This window comes from Clostridium tagluense (genome assembly GCF_003865095.1).
In the GTDB taxonomy this organism is placed as follows: domain Bacteria; phylum Bacillota; class Clostridia; order Clostridiales; family Clostridiaceae; genus Clostridium_AD; species Clostridium_AD tagluense.
Map to the genome: position 1 here is coordinate 103,201 of NZ_BHYK01000014.1, position 20,945 is coordinate 124,145.

16 protein-coding genes and 1 pseudogene are annotated in these 20,945 nt (G+C 29.0%); 6 read left to right on the plus strand and 11 right to left on the minus strand.

All coding sequences use genetic code 11. From position 1 onward, the window contains the following. Positions 1 to 43: 43 nt before the first annotated feature. The 3 genes from Ctaglu_RS13555 to Ctaglu_RS13565 form a co-directional block, all read right to left on the minus strand. Positions 44 to 1,252, minus strand: a complete 1,209-nt coding sequence (locus Ctaglu_RS13555; RefSeq protein ID WP_125002546.1) for a Cif family virulence factor — start codon at positions 1,250 to 1,252, stop codon at positions 44 to 46. 586 nt (positions 1,253 to 1,838) lie between these two features. After that, complete coding sequence (locus Ctaglu_RS13560; protein ID WP_125002548.1) at positions 1,839 to 2,096, minus strand: PPC domain-containing protein; 258 nt, start codon at positions 2,094 to 2,096, stop codon at positions 1,839 to 1,841. Between the two features lie 360 nt (positions 2,097 to 2,456). After that, positions 2,457 to 3,371: a CPBP family intramembrane glutamic endopeptidase gene (locus Ctaglu_RS13565; RefSeq protein ID WP_125002550.1), complete on the minus strand. Its 915-nt coding sequence runs from the start codon at positions 3,369 to 3,371 to the stop codon at positions 2,457 to 2,459. A 161-nt stretch (positions 3,372 to 3,532) separates the two neighbouring features. Here Ctaglu_RS13565 and Ctaglu_RS13570 point away from each other — a divergent pair, with 161 nt between their 5' ends. Together Ctaglu_RS13570 and Ctaglu_RS13575 are read left to right on the plus strand one after the other, a co-directional pair. Next, the gene (locus Ctaglu_RS13570; RefSeq protein WP_125002552.1) at positions 3,533 to 3,850 is read left to right on the plus strand and encodes a hypothetical protein; all 318 of its coding nucleotides are present in this window, start codon (positions 3,533 to 3,535) and stop codon (positions 3,848 to 3,850) included. Between the two features lie 73 nt (positions 3,851 to 3,923). Further along, positions 3,924 to 4,118, plus strand: a complete 195-nt coding sequence (locus Ctaglu_RS13575) for a hypothetical protein (RefSeq protein ID WP_125002554.1) — start codon at positions 3,924 to 3,926, stop codon at positions 4,116 to 4,118. On the opposite strand, the gene Ctaglu_RS13580 is transcribed toward Ctaglu_RS13575, so the two are convergent. Further along, positions 4,115 to 4,315: a helix-turn-helix transcriptional regulator gene (locus Ctaglu_RS13580; protein WP_125002556.1), complete on the minus strand. Its 201-nt coding sequence runs from the start codon at positions 4,313 to 4,315 to the stop codon at positions 4,115 to 4,117. The two genes, Ctaglu_RS13575 and Ctaglu_RS13580, sit on opposite strands and share 4 nt — an antisense overlap. A 2-nt stretch (positions 4,316 to 4,317) precedes the next feature. Then, positions 4,318 to 4,692 (minus strand): DUF3796 domain-containing protein, encoded by a 375-nt coding sequence (locus Ctaglu_RS13585; RefSeq protein WP_125002558.1) that lies wholly within the window; start codon positions 4,690 to 4,692, stop codon positions 4,318 to 4,320. A 1,057-nt stretch (positions 4,693 to 5,749) separates the two neighbouring features. Here Ctaglu_RS13585 and Ctaglu_RS13590 point away from each other — a divergent pair. The 4 genes from Ctaglu_RS13590 (at position 5,750) to Ctaglu_RS13605 (ending at position 10,399) form a co-directional block, all read left to right on the plus strand. Beyond that, positions 5,750 to 7,756 (plus strand): serine hydrolase domain-containing protein, encoded by a 2,007-nt coding sequence (locus tag Ctaglu_RS13590; RefSeq protein WP_125002560.1) that lies wholly within the window; start codon positions 5,750 to 5,752, stop codon positions 7,754 to 7,756. A gap of 123 nt (positions 7,757 to 7,879) precedes the next feature. Beyond that, positions 7,880 to 8,578 (plus strand): response regulator transcription factor, encoded by a 699-nt coding sequence (locus tag Ctaglu_RS13595; RefSeq protein WP_125002562.1) that lies wholly within the window; start codon positions 7,880 to 7,882, stop codon positions 8,576 to 8,578. Between the two features lie 2 nt (positions 8,579 to 8,580). After that, positions 8,581 to 9,627 carry a sensor histidine kinase gene (locus Ctaglu_RS13600; RefSeq protein WP_125002564.1) on the plus strand — a complete coding sequence of 349 codons (1,047 nt, stop codon included), beginning with the start codon at positions 8,581 to 8,583 and terminating at the stop codon, positions 9,625 to 9,627. 19 nt (positions 9,628 to 9,646) lie between these two features. Then, positions 9,647 to 10,399: an ABC transporter ATP-binding protein gene (locus tag Ctaglu_RS13605; protein ID WP_125002566.1), complete on the plus strand. Its 753-nt coding sequence runs from the start codon at positions 9,647 to 9,649 to the stop codon at positions 10,397 to 10,399. Positions 10,400 to 11,824: 1,425 nt separating this feature from the next. Here the strand turns inward: Ctaglu_RS13605 and Ctaglu_RS13615 are convergent. The 6 genes and pseudogenes from Ctaglu_RS13615 to Ctaglu_RS13640 all read right to left on the minus strand — a co-directional run. Then, positions 11,825 to 12,053, minus strand: a pseudogene (locus tag Ctaglu_RS13615) (M24 family metallopeptidase); the annotation flags it as partial. A 337-nt stretch (positions 12,054 to 12,390) separates the two neighbouring features. Next, positions 12,391 to 12,615, minus strand: a complete 225-nt coding sequence (locus tag Ctaglu_RS13620) for a KTSC domain-containing protein (protein ID WP_125002570.1) — start codon at positions 12,613 to 12,615, stop codon at positions 12,391 to 12,393. A gap of 4 nt (positions 12,616 to 12,619) precedes the next feature. Further along, positions 12,620 to 14,443, minus strand: a complete 1,824-nt coding sequence (locus Ctaglu_RS13625) for an ATP-binding protein (RefSeq protein WP_125002572.1) — start codon at positions 14,441 to 14,443, stop codon at positions 12,620 to 12,622. Beyond that, positions 14,433 to 15,683 carry an SIR2 family NAD-dependent protein deacylase gene (locus Ctaglu_RS13630; RefSeq protein ID WP_207669479.1) on the minus strand — a complete coding sequence of 417 codons (1,251 nt, stop codon included), beginning with the start codon at positions 15,681 to 15,683 and terminating at the stop codon, positions 14,433 to 14,435. Before Ctaglu_RS13630 ends, Ctaglu_RS13625 begins: the two co-directional genes overlap by 11 nt. A 16-nt stretch (positions 15,684 to 15,699) precedes the next feature. Then, entirely contained in the window at positions 15,700 to 17,961 is a 2,262-nt protein-coding gene (locus Ctaglu_RS13635) for an MBL fold metallo-hydrolase (protein WP_125002575.1), read from the minus strand. Positions 17,962 to 18,781: 820 nt separating this feature from the next. Next, complete coding sequence (locus Ctaglu_RS13640; protein ID WP_125002577.1) at positions 18,782 to 20,794, minus strand: DUF262 domain-containing protein; 2,013 nt, start codon at positions 20,792 to 20,794, stop codon at positions 18,782 to 18,784. Positions 20,795 to 20,945 lie beyond the last annotated feature (151 nt).

A 20,945-nucleotide genomic window follows, 5' to 3' on the forward strand; every position in this document is an offset into this window, starting at 1 on the left:
CCATAGTAATCCATAATATTATTACTGGGGATATTTTATTTCTTTATTCTACTATTGAAGCTGCCTCTGTCTTCCCTTCAAGAAACCAACTAAATGGAAGAGAAAATTGAAGATATTTGAATACCCAATTTTGCTTTTCTCGAATAAGTACTGCTTCAAGCCTAAATGGCCAAACATATTCTTCTCCTCTAGCATTTTCCTTGAGGGTGCCTGCAATTCTTCTTCTTATATTAAAAAGCTTATCCTTATCCTCTAAATCACTTGTAAATATATTCTTGATTATATCTACAGTATTATCAAAAGCACGGTTTTCGGAAATTGTCTTTTTCATAGTGCCATGAGTGACTATCCAAACCACATCTTCGTTGGAATTAATTAAACAATCTTCATAATCTAATTTCATTTCATCGTAGCATGCTCTATGATTTTCTATGAAGCTCTTTATTTCCTCTTGGTTACTATAAACTGTTTTGTCTGTATTAATAATTAATGGATTATCCGTGAAATATTTACTAGCTATTGTTCCTATCTCATTATGGGCTTCCAAGTATTCATTATTAAAATCTTTTAGAAGTTTTAATATTTCATCTTTATATACTAATGTATTGTTAATAGAATACTCCTTCATTTTGTCTCCTTCTGCATTAAAACTCTCTATATCACCAGAAATATTATCAATTCGTGCATCTGGCATATATCCCACTACTGGCAGTGAAAATTGCATTTGTCTTATTATCCATCGATTTTCTTTCTTGATTAGCACAAAGGAAATACGCAAATCCCATAAATAATGTCTTTCTTCACCATCCCATTTATTTAACAAATGACATAGCTTCCAATTGATTTCAGTTAACTTTACTTTATCAGGTTTTTTGCTATCAGAAGAAACTCCATCAAAATATTCCTTAATATAGCCCAAATACCGTGTATAAGTATCCTCATTGCTATAAAAAGAATATTTAATTGTACCTGTAGTGTGGATTAAAGTTGTGTTTCCAAGTGGTATTATAGTAGCTTCATCAGCCTTAATTCTCAAATCTCCCCAATATTCCCAATCACTTAAAAATATATCTTTAACTTCTGCATGACCTAAACACAATTCACCGCAGCTTGTGCCAAGCACAATTACCTTTTCATCTTTATCAAATAACGCATCCATGAAACTATCAACTTTGCTTACATCTCTTTGTATATAAGCCTCTTCAAATATATTTAATATTTCTCTTAATTCATTATTAATTTCATTTTTCATACATGTACACCCCTTATTAATATGTTTTTGTTCTTTTAGTTTTATATAGCCTAATTCAATAATATTTAATAATGAATTTACTTCTCTGCATAAACTAAAAAGACTGTAATAAAGCAAAGCCTTATTACAGTCTAAAAAACGTCTACAATATTTTACATAACAAAATAAGCATGTACTAAATAAATTCTAAGGATTCTATAAGGGTATCCAAAAGAGCAATCCAAGTTCTTGCGATATACTTTCTCAACTTAATATTGAAAATTTAACACCACTAATAAACATTTACCTAGCCTGAATTTATAATAGTAAATAAAATGTAAAACAAAGGATTTTAATTTTAGTCCTATAAATTTGACAGTCTCTACTTGCAAATCTCTAAAAGAAGTAAAACAAATAACCCTAATGAATTAAGTAATTTAAAACTCTTTTAATTTTAATTTTCTATTTGGAAAATTAATTAGCAAGTAGTAATAATCATTTTATAGCACCTCCTATGTATTTATGTGTAAATTGTACCTATTTTAGGGTTATAAGTCAAGAAATTTATCAATTTTAATCCTTCAAATAATCTTTTGATTATTAATGTTTAATCAGCAACTTTAAAACTTACACTTCCCTTTGCATTACTTCCTTTAACGGAAAATTTATATGTGTCTGTTTTGGGGACCTCAAGTGAGAAGTTACCTGAAGTTGCATTATCACCCTTATATATTTTTTCTCCATTAGAATCCGATACAAAAATATCTAAATTACCAGATTTATTTTCTATAACGACATTAATGATTGTCCCTTTTTCTAATTTTATATCGTGTGTTTTTGTACAATTTAAAATTGAGTATTCCATTAGAAACTGTGTTTCATTACCTGTGCTACTACCAGAAAATACTTGTTTTCTACAATAATTGTCTGTCCAGTTGCTCTTGGGTATTTTTCAAATTGACACCTTACCTTTTCGTCCTCGTAAAAAATTAAGCCCTCATCAGGGAATATATCTCCGTGCAAGCTTTTTTCTCTAATTGTTCTCGTATTTCAGAATCACAAATGTGATAGGTGAACAGCGAAGAATCATTTATTGTTGTTTTAGCCTGGTAGACTTATCAATTGAACTCATATCAACTATTTTAGTATTGTAAAAATATTGCTTTAACACATACTGAAGGTCTTCATCAAAGTAAATCCAGAGCCAATCATTATATTGCTTTGACTAATTATTATATAAACTCCTCACAGCATCTAAATTTTTATGCCATGGACTAAAATATAGAATAACAATTCCTATACAAAGAATTATAGTTGCTGCGATACCAGCCTCAGGGCCAAATGATCCACCTGTAAACCATTCTGAGCCAGTTAACCTCAAATTTAATAAACTACCTGCTGCTACCTTTTGTCCACTTACCTCAAAACCAAAAACATTTCCTTGGGTCCAGTTCCACGCCGCATGGAGTCCACAAGCCCCCCATAGATCATTAGTTTTTATAACATACATTCCAAAAAACAAACCTATTAAAACAATGTTTATTATAGCTAAAATGTTTACATTTGGATTTGCAAAATGCATAAGTCCAAAAATTGAAGACGAAACAATCAAACCTACAGCTACATTATATCTTGCACCTAAAACATTCATAAGCCAGCCTCGTGAAAGAATCTCTTCTGTGCCACTTTGTATTATCCAACCTGGTATAACGATTAGGACACCACTTAAAGCTGCTATACCTGAAAGACCTCTTGGATTGCTATTTACTACAGTATGTCCACTAATACTGAGCAATAAAGCCACTATTGAAAACATTAAAATCCCTATACCAAAACCTACTAAATACTTTTTTATAAGTCCTTCTTTTTTTAAACCAATACTTGAAATACTTCTTTTTTCTCTAAACTTTACTCTAGCAAATACAATTAATGTTATAAATATAAACCCACAAATAAGTTCATTTAATAATAAAACCGCAGGATCTTTACCAATAATTTTTTGTGTAAAATAAGCCAAGATTCCACCTGTTCCTTGTCCGACCACTAGAAAAATCAATACCCAAAGTAGACTTGTAATAATATTAGGTAGCACCTTCGCTTGTTTAGCTTCTCCAAATAACCCATTTTCATTTGAAAACATATTTTCACTCCTTCTTTAATTTAAATTTAAATTTAGTCGATTGTGAAATTACACAACCATTGATTAGGCTACTTTTTTAGCAGGTAGGCTTTTATATTTCCCCCCACTGTGAGAAAATAAATGTAACCACACAAAAATCATCCACAGAGGAGGAGAATAGCATGTTTTGTATTAATAAACTTAAACAACTTAATATATTTGAGCAGTTAGGCGAACTTAAAGACCTTAGAAAAAAACAACCGGTAGGTTTTACCAAACTACTTGCCGACAATTTTGATATCAAATCTTTTATTCCAGAATCTTTTACCCAAAAATACTATACCGATTTAGGCAGAGATAGGAAATATAACCTTTCATCAGTATTATCTCCCTTAATCATAATGCAGATATTTCACATTCCTACTACTGTTTTACTAAATCTTTTTCTTATATTTTCTACTGAAATAAGAGAATTTTGCTCATGCAAACCACAGTATTAAGTTAGACTTTGTAAATGGACATTTCGGCTATTTTTACAAATTTGTTCTAATTACTAATGGCCTAGGCGTTCCATTGAATCTTAAATTCTTTGATGAAGATTTTTATAAACCTATTGATAAAGAATTTGAAACTCCTGAAGAACAAAAATATCGCTATGATATTGCATCTTTAAAAGCAGTAATTCAGCCATTCTTAGAAACATTAATTAATGCGTCTAACTTTAAATTTAGGCTCTGTCTAAGAATAATGTTGATAACTAGAAGTTAATCATAAAATGCAAACAATTGCTCAACTGTTGTATTAAACACCTTTGCTATATCCATTGCCAATTTTAAAGATGGATTGTATTTACCATTTTCTAATTTTCCAATGGTTTCACGCCTTACACCTACTAAACTTGCCAATTCTTCTTGTTTTATGTTGTGTTTTGCACGATATTCTTTAATTTTTGTTTTTAATTCCATATCTATTCCAATACGCTCTTTTCTTTATGAGCATAAAACATTAGAGTAAAAACAAATACCAAAATACTAATGGCAAAATTAACAACGAAAGCAGCAAAGCCATACAAAAGCATGATATTGTTTGGTTCAACATATTGATGAATGTTACTAATAGTAGTGCATACCACCATAATTAAAGTGTTAATAATCATGTTTACTATGAATGCACTCAATGCTGCCTTTTTGATATTTTCCTTAAATAATTCATCTGGAATTACTTTAGAATAAGTAAAGAAAAAGAAAAATACTAAAAATATACTATGCAAAAAACTACCCCAAAATAGTCCTAAAACACCGATAAATCCAAGAAATCCTAAATATCCTAATTTGTTTTTCATTAATAACCCCTCCTATATATGTGATGTAATTATCACTTTATGTTATAAATATATCTCATTAAGATAATTTTGTCAATATCCATAAAATATAAAATAATAAATATATTACTAAATAAGAGAAATTATCTTTAGATTTATGAAGAGAGTATTCCTATTTTCTATACAACTGCGACCTAATTTCATTATATATTAAATGGGTATTTTGCATACAATAGTTACTCTACTATAAATTGCATTTCTCAATACATAAATAACGAATCCAACAATTTTTTTAAATTATTCCGTACATTTAACGTATTAGGACGTAATTCTTCCCTAAGCTTACATCCAACTCCCCATGAATCATTTTTAAACAATAATTCACCTGAGTAATGGAGCCGTAAATACTCATCAGTTAAATAAGGTAGAAGTTCTCTTAATTCAAAGACAATATCTATTTTTTAGTCTTTAAGTGCTTTATTATTAAATATGGATTCTTTTAGAAACCATTTATCTATTAGTGAGGCAATGAAATTACACAATTCTAATTCTACAAATTCCGCTGAAAAATCTGTGCGTATTATGTATTCAAGTAACTTTGTAAATCTCAAACAGTCTGGCCACTAAATTCCAATTTGTTTGTAAAGAAAAAACCGTTGGTGTAATTTTCTCACATATTTTTATATTATCAGAGGAGCAGCCGACTGATATTAATCCCAGTTTTCATAACTGAACTTCTCTTTTACGAAGAAATCACTTTACGTTTTCTTTCATGTTGGGGACCATGTGGAATTCTGCCCTAGCTACGGTATTCCCTACACTTATCAATTATGTCACATTCTATAACACCATTATTCTACAAATAAACTTGCTCTCCTTCAAAATATAGAAGTTTCAATACAATGAAATTACTATAAAATAAAACGCTCCAAGTTCAACAAACCTTACAAAACTGTAAGGTTTTATTATATAAATCAATTTATTAGTTTCCTTAATTCATATACAATTTATTTATGTTTGGAGCCTTTAAATGAGCACCAAACAAATCAATTAAGAGAAATTAAGGAGGTCTACTACTATGAAAAAATCTACCACTTATATGCAAAGATTTTTAATAATTTTTATAGTTATTGCATATGTGCTTCCGTCTTTATGCTTTCAAATAAAATCCTTAGCACATATTCTGAGTACGAAGCAAACAGTTACAACAAAAGAAAGTAAAGAAAAAAATTCTATATCTTTATTAGGTAACAACAATAAAGAGCCTTTAAATAAGGACAGTGTAGAAAAGTTTGCAGATGGTCTTTTCAATGAACAGATTAAAAAATTTAATGTGCCTGGAGCAGTTTTTGCTGTTGTTAAAGACAATACTGTTCTTTTTGAAAAAGGATATGGATATTCAGATATAGATAAAAAAATACCTGTTGATCCTAAGACAACTGTTTTTAGAGTAGCTTCAATTTCAAAACTTTTTACTGCTACAGCTGTTATGCAGCTAAAAGAAAAAGGTAAGGTAAATTTAAAGGAAGATGTAAATAAATATTTAAAGGATTTTAAAATAGAAAACAAATACTCAAAACCTGTAACACTTGAAAATCTCTTGACTCACACCGCTGGTTTTGATGAAAGAATTATGGGAGAATCTGTAACAAAAAGTTATCTACAAGAAAAACCACTAAAAGATAACTTAATATCTCGCCTTAGACCTCTCATTCGTGAACCTGGTGAAGCTCCCCAGTACAGTAACTATGGTATGTCTGTAGCTGGTTATGTTGTTGAAAGTATGACTGGTACTCCTTTTAATAAGTATATGGAAGATAATATATTGAAGCCTCTGCATATGAATAACAGTAGTTTTTCTTTCAACAAAAAAATACTAGACAACTTATCTAAGGGATATAGTTACAAAAATGGCATCTATAAAAAAGTTCCTGTATATGGATCCACCTTTGCGCCAGTTGGTGGATTAAAAACTACAGCAGATGATATGACTAAATTTATGATGGCACATTTAAATCATGGTACCTATGATAATACAACCATCTTGAATAAAGATACTATAGGGGATATGCATAAAAAGCATTTTCCATTGGATATAAATATTCCCGGTTTATGCTATGGATTTGAAGAAAACAATATAAATGGGGTGAGAGTACTTGCCCATGGAGGTAACGATTATGGTTTTAATAGTCTCTTATTTTTAATACCAGGCAGTAATTTGGGATTTTTTATTTCAACCAATGGTGATAACGGAGCCAATATATGTGGAAGTATGGCCAATGAATTCATGAGTAAATACTATTCACAATCTAAAGCACAAACCAGTATAAATGATGAAGTTAAATTTACAAAAAGTAATTTAAAAGAACTTAAAGGTGTTTACCAAGCTAGTAGATATCCAAGAAATGAAATAGGTAAATTAGTGAAATTAGCACCGCTACTGGTTCCAACCTTAAATATAAAAAGCAAATCAGATTCATTGATCGTAAAATACCCAGGTGGGCAAGATCTCTATAAAGAAATAGAACCTTTACTTTTTAAGAATGTGGAAAGAGGTGATACTATTGCCTTTAAAGCAAATAAACAAGGAAATATATCTTATATGTTTTATCCTGGTTCACCAATTGCCTATGAGAAAATTCATTGGTATGAAAATCCTTTATTGCATAAGATCATTTTTGTACTTTTCTCAATATTATTTTTAGGTCTGTTCATTACAATGATATTGATTAATCTAAGAAAAAAAGCTAATAAAGAACCTTTACTTTTTAAATACCATAGATGGATTCTACCCTCTATCTGCATTTTAAATTTAGTATTTTTACTAGGTATGGCTAAAGAATGTATTGTTTTATCCTCATCCCCTACTTTTTTACCAGAATTACCTAAGATGATGATATATCTATTAGTTATTCCAATAATAACTACCATAATTACTTTTGCACTAATGATTTCAACATTGATATATTGGAATAAAGAAAAATCTAATTCCGGTATACTTGTGCGTAATATACTAATTTGTTGTGTATTTTTAATTTTTAGCCTTTTCCTAAATTACTGGAATCTCTTAGGATTCAAGTTTTAGTTAAAAATTAGACTTAAGTTTCCATTGCCATCAAATGCAATCTTCTTTCTGCCCTTTTGATTTATGATATAATATAGCAAAGTTACTATATTATATCTTAACTTTAAAAAGGAGGAATCTGTGTTGTATAAGATACTTGTTGTTGAAGATGATACTCGGCTAAATAAACTCGTAACAGAGCATCTTCAAAAATATAGATATGATGTTACTTACATACAAGATTTTAAAAATGTAGATTTGGAACTAGAAAATTCAAAAGCTGACTTGATTCTTTTAGATATAAATCTTCCATATTCCGATGGGTTTCAATTGTGTAAAACTTTTAGAAGAACCTCAAAAATACCTGTAATCATTATTTCTTCAAGAAATAGTGGAGGAGAACAAATACGTGGACTTGAACTCGGAGCAGATGATTATATTACAAAACCTTTTAACTTTGACTTTCTGATTGCTAAGATACAAGCAGCAATACGAAGAGTGTACGGTGAATATGCAAATGAATCAACTATAATTGAAAGTATGGGAGGTATTAAGCTTAATAAAGATACTTTTAAAATACATTATAATGGAATTGAACTTGAGCTTAGTAAAAATGAGTTCAAGCTCTTAAGTATACTTATTAAGAATGAAAATAGAATAGTCAGTAGGGAATACCTTTTAGAAGAGCTTTGGGATGATACCACTTTTGTAGATGATAACACGTTAACAGTTAATATAGCAAGAATAAGAACTAAACTTAAAGAGTTTGGTGTTAGTGAAGTTATCTCAACCAAATGGGGTATAGGATACATGTTTCAATGTGATTCTGAGCAAGAGGGCTAAATATGAACAAAAAGATATTGTTAAACTTTGCAAAAGATAAACTATCACTTACTATTGTATATTTTCTTAGTACAATTTTGATTCTTCTTTACATTTACTCATTAGGTACCCAAATTGATGTATTATATCCTTTGTTACTATCTATAGTACTATACGTACTTTTAATATTAAGTGAGTGGGCCAAATATTATAAATTTAATAGAAGTCTCAATGAAGGCATAGAAAATAGGTACTTTAATTTAAATCCAAAGACAAATCAGCAACTAGAAACAGCTAAGGCTATATTTAAAATTCATGAAAACTATACAAATAAAATAAGTAACATTCATGCACAAAATACAGATAATAAGTATTTTTTATCTCAATGGATTCATAATATAAAGACCCCACCTTCAATAATTGATCTTATCGTTCAAAAAGCTACTAAAGAAACAAGCTTTAGTAACGAGGATTTCACAATGAACCAAATGAATATATTAAGATTGTTCTTTGATATAAGAGAAGAAAATAATAAAGTTAAGAATGGTTTAGATCAAATTCTAAACATTAGTAGATTAAATGATTTTTCAAAAGATTATGAGCCTCAAACAGCGGACCTCGTGCAATTATTGAAGGAGGTCACCAATAATAAAAAAAGTCAATTTATCTATAATAATGTATTTCCTAAAATAGAATTTAAATATGAAAAAATATTGATTGTTACAGATGAAAAGTGGAATAAATTTATGCTTGAACAACTTATAGCAAATGCTATTAAATATTCTAAAGATAACAAAGAAAATACATATATATTTTTTAATATATATAGAACTGATAAAGAAACAAAGTTAACAATTAGAGATGAAGGTATTGGAATTCCCAGCTATGATATAAAAAGAGTTTTCGAACCATTTTTCACAGGAGAAAACGGTAGAAAAGTGGGAGATGCTACTGGCATAGGCCTCTATATATGCAAAGTAATATCAAAGAAGTTGAATCATAGCATAGCCATAGAATCTGAGATTAATAAGGGAACTACTATTTCAGTTACTTATCCATCAAAAATTTAAAGACAATGGGGGGATTGCATTGGAAGTTTTATGTGCTGAGGATATTGTTAAGGTGTATGGAGGAAATTTAGAAGTTAACTCTAATAATGTATTAAACGGTATAAATCTAAGCATTGAAAGTGGAGAATTTACTGCTATTATGGGACAATCAGGAAGTGGTAAAACAACTCTGCTTAATATATTATCAGGTATTGACAGGCCTAATAGTGGAACAGTGAAAATAATGAATAAATATATAACTTCCTTAAGCAAAAAAGAAAAATCTATTTTTAGGCGTGAAAATTTAGGAATTATATTTCAAAGCTTTAATCTTCTTGATAATATTACGCTTGCAGAAAATGCTGCACTTCCATTGATATTTAAGGGAATCAGTGCCCCAATAATTGATGAAAAAATAAAAGAATATTTTATGTTTTTTGATATATACGATATTAGAAATAGATATCCCTATAATGTGTCTGTAGGAGAACAACAAAGAGCAGCCGCATGTAGAGCTCTAATAAATGATCCATATATTATTTTAGCTGATGAACCAACTGGAAGTCTTGATCCAAATACTTCTAAAAAATTTATGAAGTACTTACAAATGATAAATGATGCGAAAAAAGCAACAATTCTTATGGTTACACATGACATATACGCTGCAAGCTACTGCAGACGAGTGATTTTCATAAAATCCGGAAAAATATTTGTAGATATATATAACAAAGGAGATCAAAATGCCTTTTTTAATAGAATATTGGATACTCTAGCAGTGATTAGTGGTGAATGATATGAATTATGGAAAGATGCTTACACAAACTATAAAATTAAATTTAGATCAATATTTCTTATATATATTTTCACTAATAATCTCAGTTATATTCTTTTTTACTGAATCAACACTATATAATTCATATGTAGTAGTAATTAAACAAAAAAATGTTTTTGTATTACCAGCAATTGCTGTCTTTAATACCGCATTGTGGAGTATTTTTACGTACATTTCCTTTATAAAACACAGACAAAAGGAGTTTACAACATTTTTGGCTTTGGGCATGACCTGTAATGAGCTGAAAATTTTACTTATCCTAGAAAATATTTTAAATTTTTTCATATATGTGCCTATAGGATTAATTTTAGGTATTATATTTTCAAAAATCATTGTACTTTTCATATTTAAACTGGCAGGAATTTCTGCTTTCACTTTTGAATTTAAATCAATTATCTACATAATTACTATTGGACATTATATTTTGCTTACTATTATATTCATTTTATGGACATCTAAATTTATTAATAGTCTATCCCTTATAAAAATAGCAAATCATAAAAATTTATATATGGTACATTCTAAAAAAGAAAATTTATTAAGAATAGCACCCTATGTTTTAATCCTATGTTGCATTCATTTTAATGAAAGAATAGCCCTAAACTTACAATCTAGATATTATATTGACTATTCTTTAATATGTATAGTAGTAATTTTTATATTATTTTTAATTTTCATAAATATATTTATTATTTTTGCAAAAAAAAGTAAAAATTTTTATTATAAAAGAATTTTTTTAATAAATGAATTAGAGGATTCTTTAAAGGATAATAAAATTATAATTTTCTTTATCGCTTTTTTAAACTTCACCTTTATTATTTCCGAAAGAATTTGTAATTTGACTAGTGTAAAAACACGTTTTAACACTTACAACATTTTCCAAATGTCTTCTTTTAATTCCATATATATTTTTATTGTATTATTAAGTTTTATCGCTTCTTCCACTATATTATATTTTAAAATCAAAATAGATCTAGATAACTGGCAATTTGAGAAGATCAAATTATATAATATTGGACTAATTGATAACGAAATAGATAGTATATTACTATGCAAATTTAGGTTAATATTTTTTTCACATATATTTATAACAACTATCGCAAGTTTTGTATATCTTTATATTTGCAAATTAGGTAAAGAATTTATGATAAATACAATTAAAATATTTATATGTTATTTCATTATACAATTATTGGGATATGTTATTACTAGAATAAAAATAATTGAAACGAATGGATGAAAATAATTTTTTCTTGATTTTAAGATACGCATCAACAATTAAAACAACTTCTGTTTTTTACCTTTACTAAAGCTTAAAGATTTACTATAAATATAATAATATATCAAATTATTAATCAATAAATTGCCAGTTAAACTAATTACATTTAATATATTATGCTCCCACTGCGCTGAAAACGATCCATCAGCTGTAAAAGCTGTACATCCATTATCTTCATCTATAAATATTTATAAATATTTCATGACTTCCTCCATTAATCATTGGTTCAATGGTAAATACCATTCCCGGTGCTAAAATCATGTCTGTTCCTCTAATTCCAATATGAAAAACAAATGGACCCACATGAATATTTAGCGCAACTCCGTGTCCTCCAAACTGCAAGCCTTAGATTCGGTAAAATAAAAAATCTGTCTTTTAAAAGAAGCTTGAGTAAACTTTAATTCTTTACCTTTATTATAAAGATATTTTTATAAAAAACTTTAAATCATCAATTTAGAACTGCTATATGTTTGTATTATATATTCTTTATCCGTCCACATACATGAGCTCTTAGTTAAATTACTTATCTGACCCTTGGAATTTTGCAAAATAAAATAGCTAGTATTTCAAAAACACTAGCTATATTTATTAATAATCACAGCTTTAATTGGCATTTAAAGCTATTTCAAAACCTCCTTAGAAATATTCTTTTCATATTAACATACCCATATTCCTATATCTTTTCATATGGATAGACACCTTTTATATTTCTATTAAGATAAGCCCCAACTGATGGTGCATTCACTAGCTCTTCGAATACTATTGGATTACTCACATTTTTATATATGTATTCACTACCATTTAAAAATTTCACCATTATAATCTCTTCCTGCTCATCATACCCAACGCTTTCAACATTTGAAGATGCCACTTGTATCATTTCAATATTGTTATACATAAACTTATTCCTCCTTATTTGTTTCTTTTTCATTATCAGATAATCTTCCACTTCTCCATAAACTAATTACTTTTGAATAACCCTCATTTGAAGGTTTTTCTTTTTTCCACTCTACCGATACTTTAGGATCACTGCTCTTAGGTGCATCTGGAATTTTATCAAATTTAATTCTACATGGAATTTTTACCGCTTCTCCACTAATAATAGCTTCTCCAGTTCTTAAACTTGGTAATAAACTTATCATATTATCTAAATCCTGTTGTATAGCACCAGCTACTTTAGATTTATCACCATTATTTGTCATTCTAAGTGCAACCACCGTTCCACATTGACTTAAAACTGTTTCATCTAATTCTGAAGCTCTTTGAGTAGCAAGGAGAAGTCCTACTCCATATTTTCTACCTTCTTTTGCAATCGCCTGTACTGTTCTTGATGCAACAGAATTCTCACCAGATTTAAGATAATTGTGCGCTTCTTCTAATACAAATAATAATGGTTGTTGCCTTCCTCCCACTTGCAAATTTTGGCCCCAAAACAAACAATCATAGACAATTTTTATCAATGTCCCAGCTATAGACATCATCATTTCTGATGGTATACCAGATAAATCAAGAATAGTTATAGGTTTATCATGACCAATCCAACCTTCAATTAACTTATCTAAATCTTTTTTTATTTTCCCTTCCAAGCTAGCTTCTGGCGTCCATTCTCCAGGATTGAATAAAAAACTATACCTTTGGTCCACTAATCTATTTCTCATTCCATCTAGGAATCCTTGAATTCCTTGAGCTTGGAAATTTATAAATGGTGATCCACTACCAGAACTAGCAGGAGGGTACTCGTTAGACACTAAATTCTCTGCATTACCCTTTTTAATTAAGGTCATTTTTGACTCAGGCTGTCTACTTTTTTCGTGTGTTTGCTTCTCAAAATCATCTAAATCAAACCATAATTGATTAATACTAAATGGTATTGGACTATCAGATGTAATAGTTTCTTCCCTTGGTATATGCTCTAAATATTTTGCAGCACTGATTTTTCTTTTTAATATTTCTTGACGAAAATAGTCTTCTTTTTTATCATTTAACTCTCCTGGAAATATCTTCATTAACTCATTAAACGGTAATGCCCAATATGGAATATTTAATTCTTCTTCACCTACTTCTTTTGCATTGACTCTAAATACCTTGCTATATCCTTTAAAAATATTATTATATTCACCATGTGGATCTATCAATAATATCCTAGCACTCTTAAAATCCCCTAATGCTATTTCTTTAAGTATTACAGATACTGCATTTGATTTTCCACTGCCTGTAGCTCCTAACACAGCGCAATGCCTTGAAACCAACTTATCAATATCAACATACGCAGGCAAACTTTCTGAATTGCTTATATGACCTATCGTAATGGATTTGCTACCATCTTCACTCCCATAAATCATTGAAAGATCTTCTTTTGTAACTAAATGTACATCATCATCGGATGAAGGGATTTGCAATACCCCACGTTCAAATTTCGTACCTACTCTTTCTCCAATTAACACTGCTGATAACCATCTTGTTCCATAATCCATTTCTTTTTCTATTTGTTCATGATTTAACCGTAAAGACTCTGGTATCGCATCTGCGCCTATTTGTGTAATTATTGCAAATACATGCGTATATCCCAATGGTATTTTAATAAATGAACCTATTTGTCCCACCCTATATACTATACCGTCAATAATTGGCATCATGGATTTTACTCTTTCATCCAACCTTACAGATATTTTATTTCCTGATACATTTTTTATCTTTCCTATAAAAGTTTGATTATCACACCCCATTATTATCACTCTTTTCGCTTTTATATGAATTGTTCCAACTAAGAACATTTAAAAATTTAACATATTTCTCGAAAGCTCCTAAAGTAAATTTACCTTTTCCATTAAATTCCTCATTCAAGATTACTTCATCTTGCTCGAAGTATGTCTTTATATCCTCTTCTTTTTGAGGTTGATCCCTTAATCTCCATTCTCCATATACTCCACCAATTACAGCGTGTCGCATTCCATATACGGATAGTTTTTTTTGACTCATAGCAAGTTTGGCTACTTGATCAGTCTCTTTTAAATCACTTCTTTTAAATGCATATACGTGAGAAATTCTTGATTTGCTTAAAGCGCTCATTATTGTTTCATTTATATGCTGGTCTCCAAATGAATAACCCAACACAAAAAGCACTGAATCCTCTTGTTTAACAAAATCCTTTAACCTATCTATTAAACTAACATAAGGTTGCTTTTTAGAATGCGCATATTTTAAAGTTGATGGGTATATCATTATATCTCCCTCTTCTCCGCATTCCCCTACATTTTTATTTCCTTTTACTACCATACCTTTATCATCTGCCTTCCATCCTAACGAACCATGGACTTTCCACAAACGCGTCCATTTTGGAACACTTTTGTCATCTTGTTCTATAGCATCAGGATAAAAGAATGGAGTGTATCCACCTATGAATCCATCAAAATACGGTGCTTTGTGTTCTTCTAATGCCATCTCAAAAAGATAATCATAATTGGTAGTAAATATTTCTATAGGGTATTTCCTTGATGCTTGTACAATCCATGTTGCTAAATCAAAATGCGGTGTTTCTTCTATTTTTAGATTTTTATTGTTATGTACAGATACACTGTCTTTAATTTGATTTTCAATGTTTTTTTTCAATTCTTCAAAACCACTTTCATCTAATCCTGATAGTGTTCCTTTTCCTATTACTGATGCTTTTTGTGTTATTACAGAAAGAATATTTTCTAACTGAAACTTCTCCTTTTTCTTTATTAATTCATCTTCTATATCTTTTATTACTTCAATAAACTTGGGCGATTGTTTTACCTCTTTAATAATAGTCTCCGTCATTTCTTCCATTGCTGATATGAATTTTTCACCTTCCTTATTTATTGAAACTGAGGTTCCTGCGCCACTCAAAAATCCAATTTTTTTAGAATCAGAAATTAAAATTTGTTTTAACATTCTAATATATTCTCTAGGATCATAGCTATATGTAACTTTTTCTTCACTCAAATTTTTCACCTCTAAATTAATATTCATATTCAATAGTAGTACTTGTTCTTACAACTTCTTTAACCGTAAATGTTCGTTCATCAACCTTATTAAAGTCAATTTCTAATCCAATATCCCCAGTTATAATTTTTAATTCTTTGTATTCTTCAAACAATTCTCCTAATATTTTAGTGATATCCGTTCTAAAACAATTCATTTCCTCGCCATATTCAGATATAACTACTAACTTTAGTTTTTGATTTTGTGCGATTGTTGCTGCCAATAATGTAGTAAGTCCCAATATCCCCAAATGATTTCCATAGAATGCTGTTTCAACATCACCATCATTAACCTTAGGTATCAGATATCTTTTATTTAATTCTTCATTTAGTCCTATATTTTTACAATTAGCGTTCTCTATAGCACTCAGCTTATTTTTCTCATATATATTAAGTTCCTTAGGTTTAATCGAACCAATATGTGGCACTAAAACATCACATTCTAAGAAGTTATCCTCTAATCCTATGAAATATCCAGTATCTGATGTAAGTCCTATGGTAAAATCTCTTCCTGACCTTAGATTTAGTTGAAAAACTAAACCTATTGCACCATCTTTACCATATAAGTCCTGATGCTTTACTTTAATAGCTTTAATTTTTATACCATTCCATTCTTTTTCATCCCCAGGGTTTAAAATGTTGATACTTTTAAAAGAATTAGCATTTGATGGAATTAATCCATCAATTGCTTTGTAGGCACTTCTACTTACAAATAAATCTATTTCTATTTTTTCTTGATTTTCAAATTCTATTATATATTCAGCTATGCTTTTTATCTTGTTTTTAATTCCAATTTCATCTTTATTGATATAATATTTTAATAATACTAATGCTTCTTGAGCCTCCTTGTGGTTTGGGTCATCTTCTGTAATTATCTTAATTTCATTTGTAAGATCATTTATTAAAGAATATTTTTCTTCAAAACTCGATACTTCATTAATTTCAAGTACACATTTAAGTACTTTACATAATTTCTTATTTAACTTAACTCTCTTATTGTATTGATATACCATATTTTGTATTGAATCAAAATCACCATAATGATCATTATGTGCATGTGTAATAACAATGGCATTTATATGATTCAATCTAAAAAACTCATTGTTCTTTATATCGTAACCATTTTTAAAAAAATTCTCTAAAAAATCATATCCAGGATCGATTACTATCCCTTTACCATTGTGAATTAAAAAATAACCCCCTCCTTTACTATCTTGGTTGTTTCTCGGAAGAATAGGTGTATAAGAATTATACCTTCTTAATATATATAATTTTGTATCATTTTCCTTGATTTTTTTCCCACATGTAAGCAAGCTATTGAATTCATCTTGAGCCTTATGCATATCTTCTATGATTTTATGATCAATTTTTTCTAATAATCCAATGGTTTTGTTTGCAATTTCATATGACTTTTTAATGCTTTTTATATCAATAGAATCTTTGTTTTCTGAATTTCTATCGTTTTTTACCTCATTAAATAGTACTTTATTTATCTCATGTAGTACTTGATTTATATCTCCAATTTTAATTAATTCAATATTATTTTCTCCAATGTTTTTTATTATTTCTGCGATATGCACATTATTTTCTATTTTCCCCCTATGCATCCAATATACTTTTTCTATTTTATTACTCTCAACTGCACTCTTAATCAACTCAAAAGCAAAGTCCGTATTTTTACCTCTGTATCCTATAACCCAAAGTATTTTATTGTTTTCTCCTGAAAAAATCTTATTCCATGCCTTTTCACAATCTTCGATTTTAGAACCACATGATAAACCTAAGTTAATATTTGTCGCTTTATCTTGATTTATGTCACCGTGTATCTTTAAAAGTATCTTCTTATCATAAAAAAAGTACTTTGTTATCCCTCTTTGTCTTATCATTTTCTTCTTTATCCAATATGGAAATTCCTTTTCTATGCATTGTTCAAACAACATATCATAATTTGCTGTAATTATCTTATTTATGTAATCTCTATCAGCAATTCTTATAATCTTTGTATGATTATCAGTATAATTAAATTTTGATAATAAGCTTCTCCAAAAAATCATTAATCTATTATTATCTTCCTCAAATTCCTCTTTGTTTAATTTTTCAGCTTTAAAAAACTCATCAAATTCGGGTCCGCTTGGAATGCCAGCTTTCTTTGATACTCCTGCACCGCAAAACATAATAACTTCCTTATCCTTATTTAATTTATATTTCTTTATCAATTCAATAAATTCTTCTAGTTCCATAACCTTCTCCTATTTTAAATGTATATTTTTATACCTATATTATTAATAATTCTATATTAACTAAGATTTCCCTCTTTTTTTTGTAATTAAATGTAGAATCTTAAAAATTATATATATTATGTATTTATTATATTTTCTATAACTGCTATAATGCCCATTTCATAATATACAATTGAATATTACAGAAAATATTGTTCCTCACCCTCCCCATTTTCCCAAAATCTCCTTCATAATAAAGTTGTTCCGTAAACAGGCTCAACATTTAAGGAAAAAAATTACTAATAATTTTATTTTAATACCTTTTGTGAACAAACATTATAATCTGCCCCAAATCCCCCACCGCCCCAACCCTTACATACTATAAATAATAAATGCAATTCTACCATCAACTGTATTTTATAATCTTGAACTTTTTACATAGCTAAAGTTAAAAAAAGAGTAAAGACCATTAATGTATCTTACTCTAATAAAATTTATATGTTCCCTCAAAGAACTAATTCAAATCCACCCCATTTACTCCTTGATTTTTCCACCTCCTGTTTTCTATATGCAAATAAATTGGTGCGAAAATGAAGATTAGGGATAATAATTTAGGGAATCAATTTTGCTTTCAATCTTTGGTTCAATACATCCCTTTCAATTCCTTGAATCTTAGGACCTTCCCCTCTCCCTCTCCCTCTCCTTTTTATTTTCTTCTTTATTCCTAATTTCTCATAACTTTTCTCTAAAAAAATAAGAGACAAAGCCAGGGATTTAACCTGATTTTCTCTCTATTTTTAAATGGCCTTGTATACCTTTGAAACTGAATGAAACACAAATATTAAATAGTTTCAACTTTCCAGTCTTCTTCTGATAATTCAAATCTATTAATAATCTGTAGGCAGAATTTTTTAATAGATTCTGCTGACTGATTTACCTCTACAAAGTATCCGTTTTTGAAATCATATGGTACTCTTAGCTTATCCTTATTGGGATTAATACGGTTTGGGTATTCTTGATTAAGTATAAAGAATACTTGTTCATCCAAAATATACGTGTTTTCAAGTGTTTTTATTAATACTTCTTTCCATGTACTTACTTGAAATTTTTCATTTAGCATAAATAGTGACACAGGTTTTTTGCCTGTTACATCCGAAACTATTATATTAGTTATATCATTTTCACTTTCATTGCTATGAAATGATGGCCATGTTTTTAATGCACACTCTGCTAATTCACTTGCTCTATTAATTATTTGTTCTTCATTCCATGTATCAATATATTCAAAATACTTATTTAATTCAAGATGGCTATTCTTATATTCTTTCTTCTTCAAGCGATATGGCAGATTTGACAATTCCGGATTATATCCAGTTAATGTCAAATTACCAATTGAGTGTACATAATTATCATAAGTATTTTCCCAATTATCTCCTAAATGTTTTTGCCATTCATCAGTTAACGTCTGTGGCATTATATGTTCAATCTGTAATTTTTCAAACTCAATCTGTTCTTTATGCCCATGCCAGGATTCTAATGATTCTAATATAAGCTTAACCTTATTATCCTTACCTCTGCCATATAGTGCTAATGTCAAAAGTTGAGTCTTAAACTTTGTATTTTTGGGATAATTTTTATCTTTAAGTTGTTCCATAAGTGATTTCACAATATTATCTTTATTAATTGACCTGAAAAGCGTTGGGAAAATTTTATTATATTGATTAGCAGGTACTCCACATATAAATCTTCTGATAACGAAATTTTCAACTATGCTTAACAATTCACTAAAATCATCAGCTGATATTTTTTTATGACTATATAAGGCATATAGATTGAGTATAAAACAGTAAGATGTAGTAACATCAAGCCTATTAAGACGTTTAATTCGTTCTCTAATCTTACTATTACCCTCCAAATCTGGGTTTAACAACTTTAAATAATGCCTTGAACAGTCATATATATCTGTTAAATATAAAATTATTTCATCATCACTCTTCCTGTCTGCAATTTCTTTTAAAGATGAATAAACCTCTTTTTCTTTTATTTGACCCCAATCTTTTATTAAAAAATGCCTAATAAAATCTGAGAGTGTTTTTCCTTTTTCATTTTCTTTATCAAAATTGTCAAAAGATACTTGCATTGGTTTCCACAAATTCTTATGAACATTTTCTTGGTCATTAATATGAATTCGCATGAAGAAGTAATTTCTAATTAAATCACTCTCCGCTAATGGTAGTCCTGTACCATTTAAACTTTCAAAAATTCGGTATGGGTTATCATCTTTATTTAAAGTTATACTGACTATTAGTAGACTATTAGTTAGTGTTTTTAATAATTTTTCAACATCAATCTTTTTTATTTTAATCTGCTTTGAAAAGTAATTATAAGCTTTACTCATTTGATTTAAATTATCTTCTGTTCCATTCTGAGAGCCTGACATCGTTTTAAAGAAATTCTTTCTATCTCCTTGTGTTGGTAGTAATTTATAATAATCATTACCTTCAGAAAACTTATTGAATAGGTATAATTCATTTACAATATCAGGTAATTTACCCCCTATTTCTTTAGCACAATCCCTTATAACACTTAGTATTATGAAGAATGTTGTTAATCTTTGTTGTCCATCTATAACTGAATATTTCGCTACACCTTCTGGTCTTGAAAACACAGGCATTGTAACAATAGAACCCATGAAATGGTCCTTAGGATTGGGTTCATTATATAATTCTAACAAATCATTAAATAGTGTTTTCCATTGACTTTGACCCCAACTATATTCACGCTGAAATAATGGAATTACATATTGTTTAGTCCCTTCTAATAAAAACTGTAGTTTCGTTTCCTGAGCATTCACATTTCAGTCCCCCTTATATTAATTGAGCGTTCACGGAAACTCCTTAGTTCCTGTGATTACTCATTTTTAGTATCATTAATTTTTGTTGATTCCCCCACTTTTTTCGCATAAAACACTTGACAAGTTTGTAGAATTTTGCGGTCCTCCTCTT